This is a genomic window from Paenibacillus sp. PastF-3, from assembly GCF_029893135.1.
GTDB classification, from domain to species: domain Bacteria; phylum Bacillota; class Bacilli; order Paenibacillales; family Paenibacillaceae; genus Paenibacillus_AQ; species Paenibacillus_AQ nitricinens.
Genome location: NZ_JARXWM010000002.1, coordinates 179,354 through 193,916 on the forward strand (window position 1 = coordinate 179,354; position 14,563 = coordinate 193,916).

The 14,563-nt window shown below is 44.8% G+C and carries 16 protein-coding genes; 1 reads left to right on the plus strand and 15 read right to left on the minus strand.

Annotation, left to right across the window (positions count from 1 at the left end; all coding sequences use genetic code 11):
• Nucleotides 1-25 precede the first annotated feature (25 nt).
• From dprA to M2444_RS04780, 4 genes are all read right to left on the minus strand, one after another.
• Nucleotides 26-1,144 carry a DNA-processing protein DprA gene (gene dprA / locus M2444_RS04765; protein WP_280786408.1) on the minus strand — a complete coding sequence of 373 codons (1,119 nt, stop codon included), beginning with the start codon at nt 1,142-1,144 and terminating at the stop codon, nt 26-28.
• A gap of 221 nt (nt 1,145-1,365) precedes the next feature.
• Nucleotides 1,366-2,295, minus strand: a complete 930-nt coding sequence (sucD, locus tag M2444_RS04770) for a succinate--CoA ligase subunit alpha (protein ID WP_094869599.1) — start codon at nt 2,293-2,295, stop codon at nt 1,366-1,368.
• 62 nt (nt 2,296-2,357) lie between these two features.
• Nucleotides 2,358-3,518: an ADP-forming succinate--CoA ligase subunit beta gene (sucC, locus tag M2444_RS04775; RefSeq protein ID WP_042128955.1), complete on the minus strand. Its 1,161-nt coding sequence runs from the start codon at nt 3,516-3,518 to the stop codon at nt 2,358-2,360.
• A 351-nt stretch (nt 3,519-3,869) separates the two neighbouring features.
• On the minus strand, nt 3,870-4,358 hold the full coding sequence (locus M2444_RS04780) for a MarR family winged helix-turn-helix transcriptional regulator (RefSeq protein ID WP_269321761.1): 489 nt from the start codon (nt 4,356-4,358) through the stop codon (nt 3,870-3,872).
• Nucleotides 4,359-4,501: 143 nt separating this feature from the next.
• Between M2444_RS04780 and M2444_RS04785 the strand changes: the two genes are divergently transcribed.
• Nucleotides 4,502-4,930 carry an organic hydroperoxide resistance protein gene (locus tag M2444_RS04785; RefSeq protein ID WP_094869598.1) on the plus strand — a complete coding sequence of 143 codons (429 nt, stop codon included), beginning with the start codon at nt 4,502-4,504 and terminating at the stop codon, nt 4,928-4,930.
• 149 nt (nt 4,931-5,079) lie between these two features.
• Here the strand turns inward: M2444_RS04785 and M2444_RS04790 are convergent, their stop codons facing one another.
• The 11 genes from M2444_RS04790 to M2444_RS04840 form a co-directional block, all read right to left on the minus strand.
• Nucleotides 5,080-6,786, minus strand: a complete 1,707-nt coding sequence (locus M2444_RS04790) for a YifB family Mg chelatase-like AAA ATPase (RefSeq protein ID WP_280786409.1) — start codon at nt 6,784-6,786, stop codon at nt 5,080-5,082.
• A gap of 189 nt (nt 6,787-6,975) precedes the next feature.
• Nucleotides 6,976-7,485 (minus strand): phosphoesterase, encoded by a 510-nt coding sequence (locus tag M2444_RS04795; RefSeq protein ID WP_280786410.1) that lies wholly within the window; start codon nt 7,483-7,485, stop codon nt 6,976-6,978.
• 41 nt (nt 7,486-7,526) lie between these two features.
• Nucleotides 7,527-7,937: a hypothetical protein gene (locus tag M2444_RS04800; RefSeq protein WP_094876032.1), complete on the minus strand. Its 411-nt coding sequence runs from the start codon at nt 7,935-7,937 to the stop codon at nt 7,527-7,529.
• Between the two features lie 153 nt (nt 7,938-8,090).
• Entirely contained in the window at nt 8,091-8,477 is a 387-nt protein-coding gene (locus tag M2444_RS04805; RefSeq protein ID WP_094869594.1) for a YraN family protein, read from the minus strand.
• Nucleotides 8,474-8,782, minus strand: coding sequence for an EscU/YscU/HrcU family type III secretion system export apparatus switch protein (locus tag M2444_RS04810; protein ID WP_094876033.1), 309 nt, complete (start codon nt 8,780-8,782; stop codon nt 8,474-8,476). Before M2444_RS04810 ends, M2444_RS04805 begins: the two co-directional genes overlap by 4 nt.
• The gene (locus tag M2444_RS04815; protein WP_280786411.1) at nt 8,779-10,932 is read right to left on the minus strand and encodes a DNA ligase; all 2,154 of its coding nucleotides are present in this window, start codon (nt 10,930-10,932) and stop codon (nt 8,779-8,781) included. Before M2444_RS04815 ends, M2444_RS04810 begins: the two co-directional genes overlap by 4 nt.
• A 72-nt stretch (nt 10,933-11,004) precedes the next feature.
• Complete coding sequence (locus tag M2444_RS04820; protein ID WP_094869591.1) at nt 11,005-11,616, minus strand: ribonuclease HII; 612 nt, start codon at nt 11,614-11,616, stop codon at nt 11,005-11,007.
• A 197-nt stretch (nt 11,617-11,813) separates the two neighbouring features.
• A complete protein-coding gene (gene ylqF, locus M2444_RS04825; RefSeq protein ID WP_094869590.1) occupies nt 11,814-12,674 on the minus strand; it encodes a ribosome biogenesis GTPase YlqF in 861 nt (286 codons plus the stop codon).
• Nucleotides 12,675-12,703: 29 nt separating this feature from the next.
• Complete coding sequence (gene lepB / locus M2444_RS04830; RefSeq protein ID WP_094869589.1) at nt 12,704-13,312, minus strand: signal peptidase I; 609 nt, start codon at nt 13,310-13,312, stop codon at nt 12,704-12,706.
• Between the two features lie 296 nt (nt 13,313-13,608).
• Nucleotides 13,609-13,953, minus strand: a complete 345-nt coding sequence (gene rplS, locus M2444_RS04835) for a 50S ribosomal protein L19 (protein WP_042128973.1) — start codon at nt 13,951-13,953, stop codon at nt 13,609-13,611.
• Nucleotides 13,954-14,100: 147 nt separating this feature from the next.
• Nucleotides 14,101-14,391, minus strand: coding sequence for a hypothetical protein (locus M2444_RS04840; protein WP_094869588.1), 291 nt, complete (start codon nt 14,389-14,391; stop codon nt 14,101-14,103).
• Between the last annotated feature and the right edge of the window lie 172 nt (nt 14,392-14,563).

Consider the following 14,563-nt stretch of genomic DNA (forward strand, 5'->3'; position numbering starts at 1 on the left):
CCTCGTTAACACTCGTACCTCTATATTAAATTACCTTATAAATAGCTCCTGGTAATTGTGCTACCGCTTTTTTTATGATTAAAGATAACAGAACTGAATGCAAATGTCCAAAATCCCATCCTGTCCTCACAAGCAGATCGTCCAAAATAAAGGGGCCTTGATGCAGTATATGGTATAGGTGTAACTCCTCATTTGTCAATTTCTTTTCAATTACCAAATCGTCAACCACCTGTTTAGGGGGACCGCTTTCACCCGTTTTTGAGAGGTTTGTCGGGAGAAAAGAAGTGTATTCTTCTAAAATATCTAGTGCACCGGTTACCAGCTTTGCCCCCTGTTTAATCAGATCAAGAGCCCCTCTACTTTTGGGAGACGTAATAGGTCCAGGGACAGCAAAAACATCCCGTCCTGCCTCCAAGGCAGCATCTGCAGTAATGAGTGATCCACTTCTACTATCCGCCTCTACAACCACTGTCCCGTATGTGAGGCCCGCAATAATTCGATTGCGCTGCGGAAACAACCCTGGATGGCTTTTGGTTCCAAGGGGATACTCTGTTAGCACTAGCCCATCACGGGAAATCAATCGTTCAAGCTCCTTATTCTCAGGCGGGTAGACCCGATCCAGACCTGTAGCTACTACCGCTATTGTGCCTCCACCGCTTCTTAGCGCAGCTTCATGACAAACGCTATCAATCCCCCTAGCTAATCCGCTAACCACTGTCAGACCTGCTTCACTAAGCTCTATCGTGAGGATCTCCCCTACCTTCCGTCCATAAGCTGTTGGCACACGAGTACCGACCATCGCTACACTGGGTGTCGATAACAGATCCAAACGCCCACGATAATAAAGAATCCATGGTGGCTGAGCCGTCTCCTTCAATAAATTTGGATAGTCTGCATCAAAAATCGTAATCATGTTCACAAAACTTTCTTCCATTAGTAAGCGGCGGCTTGCTATCCACTCCAACGTATATATAGAAGCAAGCTGAATCGACATTTTCTCACTCAATCCAACCTTTTCCCAGTCTTCCGGGCTACAAGAAAATGCTTTTTCTGACAAGAGCCCAGCTCTGCGAATCTTGTCGATCGTTTTCCAGCCAATGCCTTCCACTTCATTAAAACCGAATAGTAGTTCCCGTTCTTCCATAGTCTTTTTCGCCCCTTAACATGGAAGGCCTAGCCTTCCCTATTTTGTGTTACACATCTTGAAAACGCAAGTATTTCTTTAAATTCAATAAATTTCTATTTAAAATAAAAAAAGCAACCTTTTATCCCTAAATAGGAACAAAAGGTTGCTTACCTCTTTAATTAATTATACACGAAATAACCTCACTACGCGGAGCGATTTCTCTGTCTTAATTACACTAATTAGTGCGATGTAAAAGCATTGAGAATACCGCGCTCTTCAAGCACACTTACGAGTGTCGAACCCATTTCAGCAGGCGTAGGGGCTACCTTAATTCCGCAAGCTTCCAGTACGGCAATTTTTTCGCTAGCTGTACCTTTCCCTCCAGAAATGATAGCACCAGCATGCCCCATACGCTTGCCTGGAGGTGCAGTTGCCCCTCCAATGAAGCCTACTACTGGCTTGGTCATGTGTTCACGAATCCACTCCGCTGCTTCTTCCTCAGCCGTACCACCGATCTCTCCGATCATGATAACTGCCTTCGTACCCGGATCTTCATTAAACAGCCTCAAAATATCAATAAACTCGGAGCCTTTAACAGGGTCCCCGCCAATACCTACAGCCGAAGACTGCCCAATTCCACGCGTGGTCAGCTGATGAACCGCCTCATAGGTTAGCGTTCCGCTGCGCGAGACCACTCCTACATAACCAGGCATATGAATATAGCCAGGCATGATTCCAATCTTACACTCTCCAGGAGTGATAACACCCGGACAGTTTGGACCGATCAGCACTGTAGAACGACCTTCCATATAACGTGAGACTTTTACCATATCAAGCACAGGAATACCTTCAGTAATACAGATAACTAAATCCAGCTCTGCATCTACAGCCTCCATGATGGAATCTGCTGCAAATGCTGGCGGTACATAAATCACACTAGCAGTTGCACCAGTAGCTGCTTTAGCAGCTGCGACTGTATCAAATACCGGAAGACTAACTTCACTGCCATTTTCAAGGGTGATATTAACTGTTGTTCCACCTTTACCCGGCGTTACTCCTCCAACCATCTGAGTTCCATAATCAAGCGCACCCTTAGTATGGAACAAGCCCGTTGCTCCCGTAATACCTTGCGTGATAACTTTCGTATTTTTATCTACAAGAATGCTCATGCCTTAAGTCACATCCCTACTTATATTGTCAAATACGATAACTGGCTTCAACTTCCGAGCCATTATTGCACAAGAGATACAATCTTACGGGCACCGTCCGCCATAGAATCAGCAGCTACAATGTTTAGTCCCGATCCAGCCAAGATTTGCTTACCTAAACCAACATTTGTTCCTTCAAGACGTACAACAAGCGGTTTAGTCAATCCCAATTGACTTGCCGCTTCCACAACACCGTTAGCAATAACGTCACAGCGCATAATACCGCCGAAAATATTAACGAAAATTCCATTTACCTTTTCATCCGACAGAATAATTTTAAAGGCTTCTGTAACTTTCTCGGTAGTTGCACCGCCCCCTACATCAAGGAAGTTGGCGGGTTCGCCTCCGTAATATTTAATTATATCCATCGTTGCCATCGCTAGACCTGCACCGTTCACCATACAACCAATATTGCCATCAAGCGCAATATAGCTCAGGTCATACTTAGAGGCTTCGATTTCTTTCAAATCTTCTTCATCTAGGTCCCGAAGCTCTTGAATATCTTTGTGGCGGAACAAAGCATTGGGGTCAAAATTCAATTTAGCATCTAGAGCCATCACATTACCATCCGCAGTAACTACCAATGGGTTAATTTCGGCAATAGAGCAATCTTTATCCACAAAAGCTAGATATAGCGCTTGCATGAATTTCACAGTCTTGCCTACCAGTTCATTCGGAATAGAGATGCTGTAAGCTAGTTTACGAGCTTGGAATGTCTGCAAACCTACTGCCGGATCAATGATTTCTTTAAAAATCTTCTCCGGATGTGTAGCTGCAACCTCTTCAATCTCTGTGCCACCTTCTTCAGATGCCATCATAACCACCCGACCAGTTCCTCTATCAACAACAATACCGATATAATACTCTTTAACAATTTGACAGCCCTCTTCAATAAGCAGCCGCTTTACAACCTTACCCTCCGGACCAGTCTGGTGAGTAACTAAAGTCTTGCCGAGAATTTCGGTTGCGTAAGTACGCACTTCATCGATATTCTTAGCAACCTTTACACCTCCAGCTTTACCGCGTCCACCTGCATGAATCTGAGCTTTAACTACAACAACCGGTGTACTCAGTGACTCTGCGGCTTCTACCGCTTCCTCCACTGTATAAGCTACTTTTCCATTCGGTACGGCCACACCGTACTTCTTAAGCACTTCTTTTCCCTGATACTCGTGGATATTCATAGCGGTAGCCTCCTAAAGTAGCGTGGTGACTTAACAGGCAGCCTGTTGTCATCTCGCCTTCCGTTTTGATTGCCGCGGGGTTAGGGATAGGCTGATGCTAAACATGCAGCACTATTCCGGAACCAACAGAAACTGCTCTACCACTCGTAAAAGAATGGCCTTATTTCTGTGAGAGACATTGAGTAAATCTATAAGACTAAGCTTATACTTACCTATATGCCATATAAAGGAACCCAGAATAGTGTAACATGTTTTTAAAACGCTTTCCTTAAATATATTCATGATTCGTACACATTTTTTCGCTTGGTTTCATGCCGGAATGCGAACGATCGCATTGACTACTGTTTATACTTACTTTTTACTATCTTGAGTGTTCGCCTCATGAACACGATTTAACAAGCTTTTGAACTGCTCAAGCAGCTCTACAGTCTCATCGCCGGACATTGTCGTTTCTTCCATCATTTTCCCAGGAATACAAGCCGCATTGCTTTGAAGTGCCCAGCCCTGTTCCGTTAAGGAAATCAGAACTTTCCGCTCATCTTGTGTTGAACGTTCACGTACGATCAAGCCTGCAGCTTGTAGGCGTTTTAAAAGAGGTGTCAGCGTACCCGAATCCAAAAATAGCGCCTCACCAATTTCTTTAACCGTACATTGCTGCCGTTCCCATAACACAAGCATTACTAGATATTGCGAGTATGTTAAACCGATCTTATCCAAATAAGGTTGATACAGCTTTGTGATCTCACGAGAGCAGGCATAAATCGTAAAACAGAGTTGATTCTCAATCAGCAGCTCAGGTGTAGTCGTCATCTTTTGCATATCTTCTTCATTCATTTTCATATCTTATTCACCTGCCTTATACCCTTATTTTATCATAATTCACTCATAACATCATGTTAATAGCAAAAAATTAATTTGACATTATAATTAATTGTGATAAATTAGATTGTACACAAACTAATTTGGAATTGGAGAGATACACAATGATGACCATCCAGCAAAAAATGTATGAAACCACTGTTAAAGCCGTAGGAGGAAGAAACGGTTTTATCGAATCAGAAAGCCCTAAGCTTAATCTTACAATTAGTACACCACGCGAAATGGGAGGTGCCGGTGGAGAAGGTACAAATCCTGAGCAACTATTTGCAGCTGGATATTCCGCTTGTTTCGATAGTGCACTGAACATGGTTGCCCGACTCGGAAAAGTAAAAATTGAAGGTAGCGAAGTAACGGCTACAGTCAGCTTTGGTAAAGTTGAAGATGGAGGTTTTGGCATAGCGGTTAAGCTTGATGTGCTAGTTAAAGGCGTTGATAGAGAAACTGCAGCCTCATTAGTAGAGGCTGCTCATGGCGCTTGTCCATACTCCCGCGCAACCCGCGGCAATATCGCTGTAGAATTGAATGTGCTGTAAGGGAACTATAGAGAATTATTATCTCAAACGAAGCCCTTACGGACACAGATGATCTTATCCAGAGAGGTTAACATTTTTAGCGGAGTGACATTAATAACCCAAAACAGAGCAGCGATTCGCCAATAACGGGAATCGCTGCTCTATTTAGTTTATTCTTCTGTCATTGCCTGCCGGTCTAAATTACGGTATTGCACAGCTTCCGCAAGATGCGCGGAAGTAATATCCGGTGCGCCTTCCAAATCAGCTATTGTACGGGATAGCTTAATAATTCGATCATGCGCTCGCATGCTTAAACCTAAATTTTCCAGAATGTCATACAGCAATTGGGCACCTTCACGGCTAAGGCTTGCATATCTCCGAAGGGAAGCGCCGGAAAGTTCACTATTCCAAGAAATAGGCAAGCGCTTAAACCGTTTAGTCTGTATCGCTTGTGCTGCCATCACCTCTGCATACATCTCAGCCGAAGATAGAACATGCCCCTGACGATCCCATTCCTTTGGACGAGGAACATCCACCTGTAAATCAATACGATCCAATAAGGGTCCTGATATCTTTGCGCGATATTGAGCAATTCTGGCGGGGCTGCATGTACAATGTTGTTGAGAAAGATTACTCCCAAAATAACCACAGCTACAGGGATTCATCGATGCGGCCAGCATGAATTTTGCAGGATAGGTAAAAGAAGCTCGAGCACGACTTATGGTAACAACCCCGTCTTCGAGCGGCTGGCGTAACACCTCAAGTACATTCCGAGAGAATTCGGGCAACTCATCTAAAAAGAGAATCCCTCGATGCGCAAGACTAACTTCTCCCGGCTTCGGAATACCTCCACCCCCAATAAGGCCTGCGGCTGATATCGTATGATGTGGGGAGCGAAAAGGACGTCTGCGCAGCAAACCATTGTGGGCATCTTTCAAAGTTCCTGCTGCGCTAAAAATTTTAGTTACCTCAAGCGCCTCACTCTCAGACAATTTCGGTAGGATACTTGGAAGGCGTTTAATCAGCATCGTCTTCCCTGTACCCGGTGGACCGATAAGTAGTATATTATGCATGCCAGCTGCCGCAATGGTTAGGGCTCTTTTTACATGTTGTTGCCCTAGCACATCACTGTAATCATCCATCATCTCGTTCATTACATATGAGGCGTCCTCAGATGCACCGTAAATCGGGGTATATTTAAGATGTTCCAAAGAAAGAAGTAGAACCGGAGATCGTTCATTAGCTTCTATCCCCTTGGTCACAGTTACAGGAAAAGGAAGAGATGATAAAGAAGTCATCTCTTCGGAAACTCTTCCATACCGTTGATTCTGTTCGTCTTCCCCTTTTATACCCTTAGCTGAATTGGATGGTGATTCTTCCGGGTTCGGTAATGCACGCAAATGGTTGATTGCGTATATATTTATGCCACTGATCAATGCTGCCTCAGCAGCATTTCCTTCAGGAAGCAGTACAGCCTTAAATCCATTCTTACGCGCAGCTTCCACCATTGGTAGAACACCTGATACTGGACGCAGACTACCGTCAAGCGCAAGCTCTCCAATAAAAAGCACCTCATGGGCTGAGGGCATTATCAGTTGACCACTAGTTATCAGTATCCCCAGAGCAATCGCTAGGTCAAAGGCAGATCCTTCTTTTCGTAAGTCGGCTGGTGCTAGATTTATCGTAATGCGCTGCTGGGGATAACGATAACCACAGTTCTTAATAGCGGCTCTTACTCGTTCTACTGCCTCACGAATCGCAGAATCAGGCAGACCAATGATATTTGTCTGTGGCAATCCATTCGCAAGATCAATTTCTACACCTATCATTACCCCCTCAATTCCATACAGACATGCACTATGCATTTTTCCATACATAAAAACACCTCGTCTCCTGAAATACACCCCTGTTTGGGTGTCACATCTTCAAGAAAAAAGGTGCTTCCTTATTTTCCGGTAATAAATTAGCTACATATCTCATTATATATATGAAATCTTAGCGTAATCAAGAATTATTAATAAACATCAAATTACATAAACACGCATAAATAATCATTTAGACCCACATTAACCTTCTTCACTAACTATGACAGAGTCCCTAATCTGTTCAAAAGTCAATGGTTTATAGCTCCAATGCTCTACACAAATGTTAAAATAATTCTTTCCTTCATATTTTTGTCCGTGAATATGACCATGCACATTTACGTAAGGCATATGTTTATTCATATACATAGGCTCGTGAGAGAGAAAGAAGAAATCCTTATAAATCAGCGGATATTCACTAACCTCGTCAAAGCCTGCTTCAAGCCACCAATCCCGACCGCGTCCCCGATCATGATTGCCGAGAATTAAAATCTTATAGCCATGTAACCTCTCCACAATAGCACGTGTCGCTTCCTTATTAAGAAACGAAAAGTCTCCCAAATGAAACACTTTATCATCCGGATTCACTACCAAATTCCAACTCTCAATCATAGCTTCATTCATTTGCCCCACATCTATAAAGGGTCTGGATTCAAAATCAATAATCAACTTATGGCCAAAATGATGGTCGGATGTAAAAAAAACGTTAGCCATATTCACCCTTCTTTCTTTTTTGATCATAGTTTGTATGATTATCACCAGTCACGCCGCTTATGTGATCGTTTTTTATTATCGCTCTGGATCAGTTCAGCTAGAGGGGGAGTCTCTTCATTCTCAATGAGCCAGCCACGCATTTCTTTAATCGCTTCCACCTGTCCATTTCCTTTATCTCGCCATGTAAGAAGCTCTATGACTTTTATAACAAGCGCTAAGAGACTGCTATTGCTGTTTTGTGATTTATCAGCACGGATTTTTTGAAATAGCGCCTCATTTTTCCAATCGATTAATATTTCCTCAGCTATAGTGGGCCGCATAACCGTGAAGTTCTTATTGCAATTTGCACAACAGACAACGGATACTGGCTCTGCGGTAAATTTCACTTCAATCTTCTGCTGGCAATATTGGCAAGCAAAACTAACCTGCATTTCAAAAGGTTTATTCTTCACTTAAACAGCCCTCCTCATGATGACATTAAAAAGTTACTCTAATGTTTACCCATTTCTTTTGAGAAATGACCCACTGTGCGGAGGCTATGTAAAGACTTTTTTCATAAGAATGCTAGTGCCCATAATGAATGGCGTGAGAATATGGGGTGCAGCTTAAAAAGCCTCACGTATATGCCCCAAAGAAGCGATGCTTAAATCTTCATTCAGTAAAATGCTAATGACGTCAAAAGTTACTCTTCGATCATCATAACCTTTCATATGCAAATAAACCTGTGCCGTATTTCGCACTTGATGTATTTTTCTTGTATTCACAGATTCCTCCGGAGTCCCTTGATATAGCTCTCCACTACGACTGCGAACTTCAACAATAATAATACAGCCTTCGTTCTCCGCAATAATATCAAGTTCTCCGGTTCGACAACGCCAATTTCGTTCTAAGATCTTGTACCCACAAGTAGATAAGTACTGCACAGCCCCTTCTTCAGCAGCGGCTCCCTTCTGTTTGCGGTTGTAGCGTTCTCTTGTGTATGGCTCTTTCATTCCGGTCTCCGTTCACCGGCGGAACGGTCGCTCTGATACACAAAGCTGAGGATTTCAGCCACTAGCTGATAAAGTTCAGATGGAATCTGTTGATCTAGATCGAGCTTTGAAAGAACTTCTACGAGAGCTGCGTCCTCTTGGACAGCAACCCCACTCTCTTTAGCTTTTTGCAGAATCAGATCCGCTATCGCTCCTTGTCCTTTGGCAACAACGACAGGTGCCTCGCTTTGTCCTGGGCTATATTTGAGAGCGACCGCTTTTTTGAGCCCTTGTGAAATTAGAGGTACAGGCTCATTCTCGTTCATATACGGTAATCCACTCCTTTATAAACATCAGGAACATAATCAACAAGCTTACTATGGGGATTGGCAAGTTCTGTAGATAGCTTTAATTCTGGCAAAGGTTCAGTTCTTAATCCCGACAACTGATAACCAATAGATTCTACTGCCGATTTAATGTCATCACGCCGCTGTTCCAACAGCTCAAGCACCCAAGGATGATCATTATGCAGCTTAAGACTAACGATTCGATCAACAACCTGCACATCAACCAGTGTCTGGCCGAGCTGCTTCATATCCAAATCAAACCAGAGCCTGCAATTGGCAGCATCTAATTCACCCTTGCGTCCCCGACGCGACTGAATATGAACGGAAGCTGTCTCCTGCCCATCTGGACCTTGCAGCGGCAAGAACAAAGTTACTTGCGCGAAAGGAGCCGTTCGATCTGTATTGAGCAGCAGCTGTTGTCCTGTCAGCTGCTGCACTAGTCCGCTCGCGGCTTCTTTTACCGCGGGCGGCACCTCGCTGCTGCTCATGATCTGCAGCAGCACGCCCTTTAAGGTGTCGGTGGCTTGTTCGCCACCGACACCCGCACTGCCAAGCGCGGCCGTACCTGCCGCCGCGCGGGCCGTCTCAGCGGCGGCTATTGCGCCGCCGCGCACCGCCTGCTGCTCGTGCTCCGCACCGAGCAGCTTCAGCACCCGCCCCACCCACGACTCCGCGTCCGCGGGTGGGGCGGTGTCCGGCTGCACCGGCGAAGCCGTCGCAGCCGGGGTCTCCCCGCGCGGCGCAGCAGCGGGGGCAGGGCTTGCTCCCGCCGCGTCAGCGGGCGGGACCAGAGCGAGCTGCGGCAAGCTGCCGCGCAGCTCGGTGAGCACGCCCTGCAGCTTCGCGAGCAGGGCGGCACCACTTGCTGCGTGGGGCGCCGCACCAGCAGCAGTTCCTTCGGCGCTCACACTCGCGCCACCCGGCATAGCCCCTCTCTTATCCATCGAGGCAGCCAGACTCTTATCCGCATGTATAACATTATCCAATGCCCCATCCTTATTCAAATTCAAGGCATTCCCTTGAATCTCAACTTCACTGGAACGGATAGGATTATTCGCTGCACTATCAGCTTGAGCGCTTAAAGCACTATTTAGAGCACCGGATATCATGGCAGGTGTTGATTTACCAGCCATAGGCTCTGTAACAATACCACCCTTCGGGATCTGAGCCCCTTCACCTGTCTCATCAACTACAACTGGCTTGCCAGTTCCTATCTCCATTTCATTCTCAGAAGCTATATTAAGAGTCACCTTGACTGGCGCACCTTGTTCAACCGGTTTCAGAGCACCTTCAGTTGCTCCTTCCGAAAGAGTGGTACTTCCGCTTGCGATAGTCCCATCAGCAATTTTAGTTGTAGCTTGTCCATTTCCTTTAGCTGCCGATTGTAAAGAGTCTGCTTCTGTAGCGTCCCCCTCTACAACTCCCATGTTATTCCCACTTCCAGCACCTGCAGTTACCGAGATTTCAAGTTTACCAGTATTTGTACCCATTCCAGCCTTTGATTCAGCTGTAATTGTTTCATCATTAGCAATTTGACCTGTCCATATTGTAATCTGATCTTCCAGTGCTGATAAAAGCTGATGCAGCTGCGGGCCAAATACTGCCTGCTGCAATCCTTTCACACTCTCAGCTGTAACGGGTAGTCCCCGTTTTACAGAAATGACAGCTGCGTCAAGCCACTCTGAAGCAGGCACACCAGCTGGTTTTGCACTCATTACCGCATCCAGCAAAGCCGCTGTCTCTTTTGTAAGCGGAACGCCTCCTGCTTGCATCGCTAGTACGATTTCTCGACCTGCTTTGGAATCAGCTAATCCTAGCGACTCCAAAGCCTCACCCATGCTTTGGGGAGTGACTAACGCCGTTTCACCGAGGGAGACCGGCTTCAATACGGGCAATCCGCCTTCTCCGGGTGATCCAACCTGTAAGTTCATGGTTTCTCCAGGCAGTAATGGTGTCTCTAATTCCGCACGAACAGGTGTACCTTGGATTTGCACAACCGCTTCTTTGCCTGAATCCGATACAGAGAGAACAACACCACGGACAACTTGCCCTTCTTTTAATTCTAAAGACTTCGCCGCACCCGGTTTTTGATCTCCAAGCAATCCACGGATCAATGTTCCGATATTCATACCGTTTCTCCTCCCTCCATTTTCTCTCTTCTTACTATATCGGTATTCATCCTACTTTTTTAAGCATTGCTTCTAGAATAACATTTGCTGCTCCGCGAGAATCCGCCCAATAAAACTGCGTCGATGCATAGGTGTTGGACCTAGAGCTGTAATTTGTTCCCGGTGAAGCTTGGTCGCGTAACCTTTATGTATCGCAATCCCATAATCAGGGTATAATTCCTCCCAAAGACCTTCACACAGCCTGTCTCGTGTTACTTTAGCAATAATCGAAGCCGCAGCAATGGACTGACTATTAGCATCTCCTTTAATAATTGCCTGTTGCGGCAAAGGGAGATCTACCTTTTCAGCATCGATCAGCATATAGTCAGGAGTGTGTTCCAGACTCTCTACCGCTTTTTTCATGGCAAGACGTGAAGCCTGCTTGATATTAATTTCATCAATAACATTAGAATCCACATAACCCACACCCACTGCCAGCGCTTGCTCCATTATAATCTCGTATAAAGCCTCTCTCTTCTTCGCTGTAAGTTTTTTGGAATCATTTACACCATCAATAATAAGCCCCTCCGGCAAAATCACCGCTGCTGCGACAACGTCCCCAAACAAGCATCCTCTTCCTACTTCATCTACGCCTGCTATTCGGCGATAAGACTGTTCCCAGCCTTCTTTTTCATAGGCCAACATATCTAACGAACTCACTAATTTGTCACCGCCAATTATGAATTATTCTATGATCTATATAAGTCAGCTTATCATAGTAAAGCTTACATGGTCATCTTAAAATAGGAGTTCCAATTTGATCCATTCCCATAAAAAAAGAGCCTCCGAAATTTCGGATGGCTCTTCCATACCTAGTCCATTAAACGCAGCTTTCACACCACTTAAGGCGTTTCCAGCGTAAAGCGTCCAAGCTTACCTGCCCGTAGCTCATGTAACAAGGCCCGCGAAGCTTTTTCCAGATCTACACGTCCACCGCTAATTAGACAACCGCGTTTACGACCCACAGCTTCCATAACAGCTACGATCTCATCTGGATTCTCCAGATCCTCAGGAAGCTTCTCAATGCCAAAGCGTTCTTGAAATCTAGAACCGTAGTCCTTCACCAAATATTTCACTGCATAAAAGGCAATGTCCTCAATATTTAGGATTTCTTCCTTTATTGCACCCGTTACCGCTAGGCGATAACCTACTTCTTGGTCCTCAAACCTCGGCCATAGTATACCTGGGGTATCCAGAAGCTCCAAGTTACCGCCTGTCTTAATCCACTGTTGACCCTTGGTTACCCCTGGGCGGTCCCCAGTAGCAGCAATACTCTTACCAGCCATCCGGTTAATGAGTGTTGATTTACCAACGTTAGGAATACCAACGATCAATGCACGCATAGCTCGCGGATTCATTCCCCTTGTGATCTGCCGGTCAATCTTTTCTTTTAACAACAGTTTGACCTGCTCTGGAATATCCTTAACACCCGTTCCTGTAGATGCATCAACAGGATAAGCAACATGCCCTTGTCCCTTGAAGTACGCCAGCCACTTCCGTGTAATTTCAGGATCTGCCAGATCCGCCTTGTTCAAAATAATCAATCTTGGCTTGTCCCGCAAAATATCGTCAATCATCGGATTGCGGCTGGAAAGCGGCAGACGGGAATCGAGCAATTCTATTACAACATCAATCAGCTTCAGCTTATCCTCGATTTGCCGCCTAGCCTTCGTCATATGACCAGGAAACCATTGAATGGCCATTGCCGTCACCTCCTTTGACTTCTGTCAACTTAATGGTTAATCAGTGTAATATCCTTTATCGGCCAGAAGATTAAATCAGCCCGGCCCACAATATCACCTAGAGGTACATAACCGATCATTCGGCTATCCGTACTATCCGAGCGATTATCTCCCATAACGAAAACATGTCCTTCAGGTACAGTACCATCCGTGAACTTTTCATTCGGGAAGTCTTTATTATTATACAGAGCGTTGTTACTATGCGCAGCATCAATAGCGCCTTGGATATATGTCTCGTTAACAACCTCTCCGTTAACTGTAACTACATCCCCTTCTACTTTCACGGTATCTCCAGCCACACCAATTACACGTTTAATAAAATCTCTGCCCTCAGAAGGCACGTGGAATACTATAACCTCGCCCCGCTGTGGAGATCTAATATCGTACAAAATCTCATTTACGATAACACGTTCTCCAGTATGGAAATTAGGCTGCATGGAAGGTCCATCTACAATAAAAGGCTTGAACAAAAGCCAGCGAATCAGAAAAACCAACACTAAAGCAATCGCAATGGCCTTGATCCATTCCAAGACTTCGTTTTTGGGTTTACGTGGGTTCTGCGCGCTTGAATCCAAAGTTTCACTTTGTTCCTGCTGCATAGTTCACCGTCCTCTCTTAATACTACTCTTACTATACAACACAAAAAAACTCCTGCCAAAAACCCCTCCACAGATACTCCTTCAGGAGGCCTTTTCGGAGAAGCTGATCCCCAAGCGTATATGTCGCACGCATTATATACCAAGCTAAAACGCCCTCAGCGTCCTTTAAGGACGGTAAGCGTTTATGCGAGAAATATAAGAATAATGTATAACGTGGAACTTATGCTTTCTTATATTTTCAAAAAATAATAAAACGAAAGGAGCTTGAACTCAAGCCCCTTTCCTTTGTCACTATTCTAGCGACGAATTTCTTTAATTCTCGCTGCTTTACCACGTAGTTCACGAAGATAATAAAGTTTAGCACGACGCACTTTACCACGACGAGCCACTTCGATTTTCTCGATTTTAGGCGAGTTGATTGGGAATGTTCTTTCCACACCAACACCGTAAGAAATTTTACGAACCGTAAAAGTCTCACTGATTCCACCGCCACGACGTTTGATTACAACGCCTTCGAACAACTGGATACGCTCACGAGTTCCCTCGATTACTTTTACATGCACCTTCAAAGTGTCACCCGGGCGAAAACTCGGGATATCTTTACGAAGTTGCTCTTGCGTAATAGCTTGTAGGATATTCATTAAGGACTTCCTCCTTCCGTACAGGTGTTCTTGCCTCTTCCGGAGAGAACTTTGCTCTCCCTCATTATCCGCAGCGGACCACCGTATTCCACACAACAGAGATAATAATACCATAAAGGACGGGCTAATACAACTTATTTTTTCTATTTAAAGCGGTAGCATATCTCTTTTTTTCGCCTTCGATTGGCAATCTTTACATAGACCAACCACAGTTCCGTTATCTTGTGCATAGAAGACAAGCTTTCCATTCTTCTTCTTACAAGAAGAGCAGGGCTGCTCCCCTGGGCTCTGTTTGGCTTTACGATGACTATCCATTGAGATTACATTACTCCGTGTAGTACGCGGATAATTTTTTGTGGTATTTATTTTCCGTTTCCAGACTAAAAAATATACGCCTGTCAAAACTACTAAGGCAAGCAAAATGGCTACATATTTCATTTGGCTCCCTCCACCCTTCAAGATTTATTAAAGAAAGAAAGTAAAAAGACCGCCCTGTTCTGCAAGTGAGGTAACGGTCTATATCTGTATACAATATGAGGATTTCTGCGCCCTTTTAAATATGTATCGTAACCGTATTTATTCAGCGAGTGATCTTTCATTTATTTTAGCA

Coding starts and splice junctions, on each gene's coding strand:
- dprA (WP_280786408.1), bottom strand. CDS start 1,144: ATGGAAGAACGGGAACTACTATTCGGTTTTAATGAAGTGGAAGGCATT.
- sucD (WP_094869599.1), bottom strand. CDS start 2,295: ATGAGCATTCTTGTAGATAAAAATACGAAAGTTATCACGCAAGGTATT.
- sucC (WP_042128955.1), bottom strand. CDS start 3,518: ATGAATATCCACGAGTATCAGGGAAAAGAAGTGCTTAAGAAGTACGGT.
- M2444_RS04780 (WP_269321761.1), bottom strand. CDS start 4,358: ATGAAAATGAATGAAGAAGATATGCAAAAGATGACGACTACACCTGAG.
- M2444_RS04785 (WP_094869598.1), top strand. CDS start 4,502: ATGATGACCATCCAGCAAAAAATGTATGAAACCACTGTTAAAGCCGTA.
- M2444_RS04790 (WP_280786409.1), bottom strand. CDS start 6,786: ATGTATGGAAAAATGCATAGTGCATGTCTGTATGGAATTGAGGGGGTA.
- M2444_RS04795 (WP_280786410.1), bottom strand. CDS start 7,485: ATGGCTAACGTTTTTTTTACATCCGACCATCATTTTGGCCATAAGTTG.
- M2444_RS04805 (WP_094869594.1), bottom strand. CDS start 8,477: ATGAAAGAGCCATACACAAGAGAACGCTACAACCGCAAACAGAAGGGA.
- M2444_RS04810 (WP_094876033.1), bottom strand. CDS start 8,782: ATGAACGAGAATGAGCCTGTACCTCTAATTTCACAAGGGCTCAAAAAA.
- M2444_RS04815 (WP_280786411.1), bottom strand. CDS start 10,932: ATGAATATCGGAACATTGATCCGTGGATTGCTTGGAGATCAAAAACCG.
- M2444_RS04820 (WP_094869591.1), bottom strand. CDS start 11,616: ATGTTGGCCTATGAAAAAGAAGGCTGGGAACAGTCTTATCGCCGAATA.
- ylqF (WP_094869590.1), bottom strand. CDS start 12,674: ATGGCCATTCAATGGTTTCCTGGTCATATGACGAAGGCTAGGCGGCAA.
- lepB (WP_094869589.1), bottom strand. CDS start 13,312: ATGCAGCAGGAACAAAGTGAAACTTTGGATTCAAGCGCGCAGAACCCA.
- rplS (WP_042128973.1), bottom strand. CDS start 13,953: ATGAATATCCTACAAGCTATTACGCAAGAGCAACTTCGTAAAGATATC.
- M2444_RS04840 (WP_094869588.1), bottom strand. CDS start 14,391: ATGAAATATGTAGCCATTTTGCTTGCCTTAGTAGTTTTGACAGGCGTA.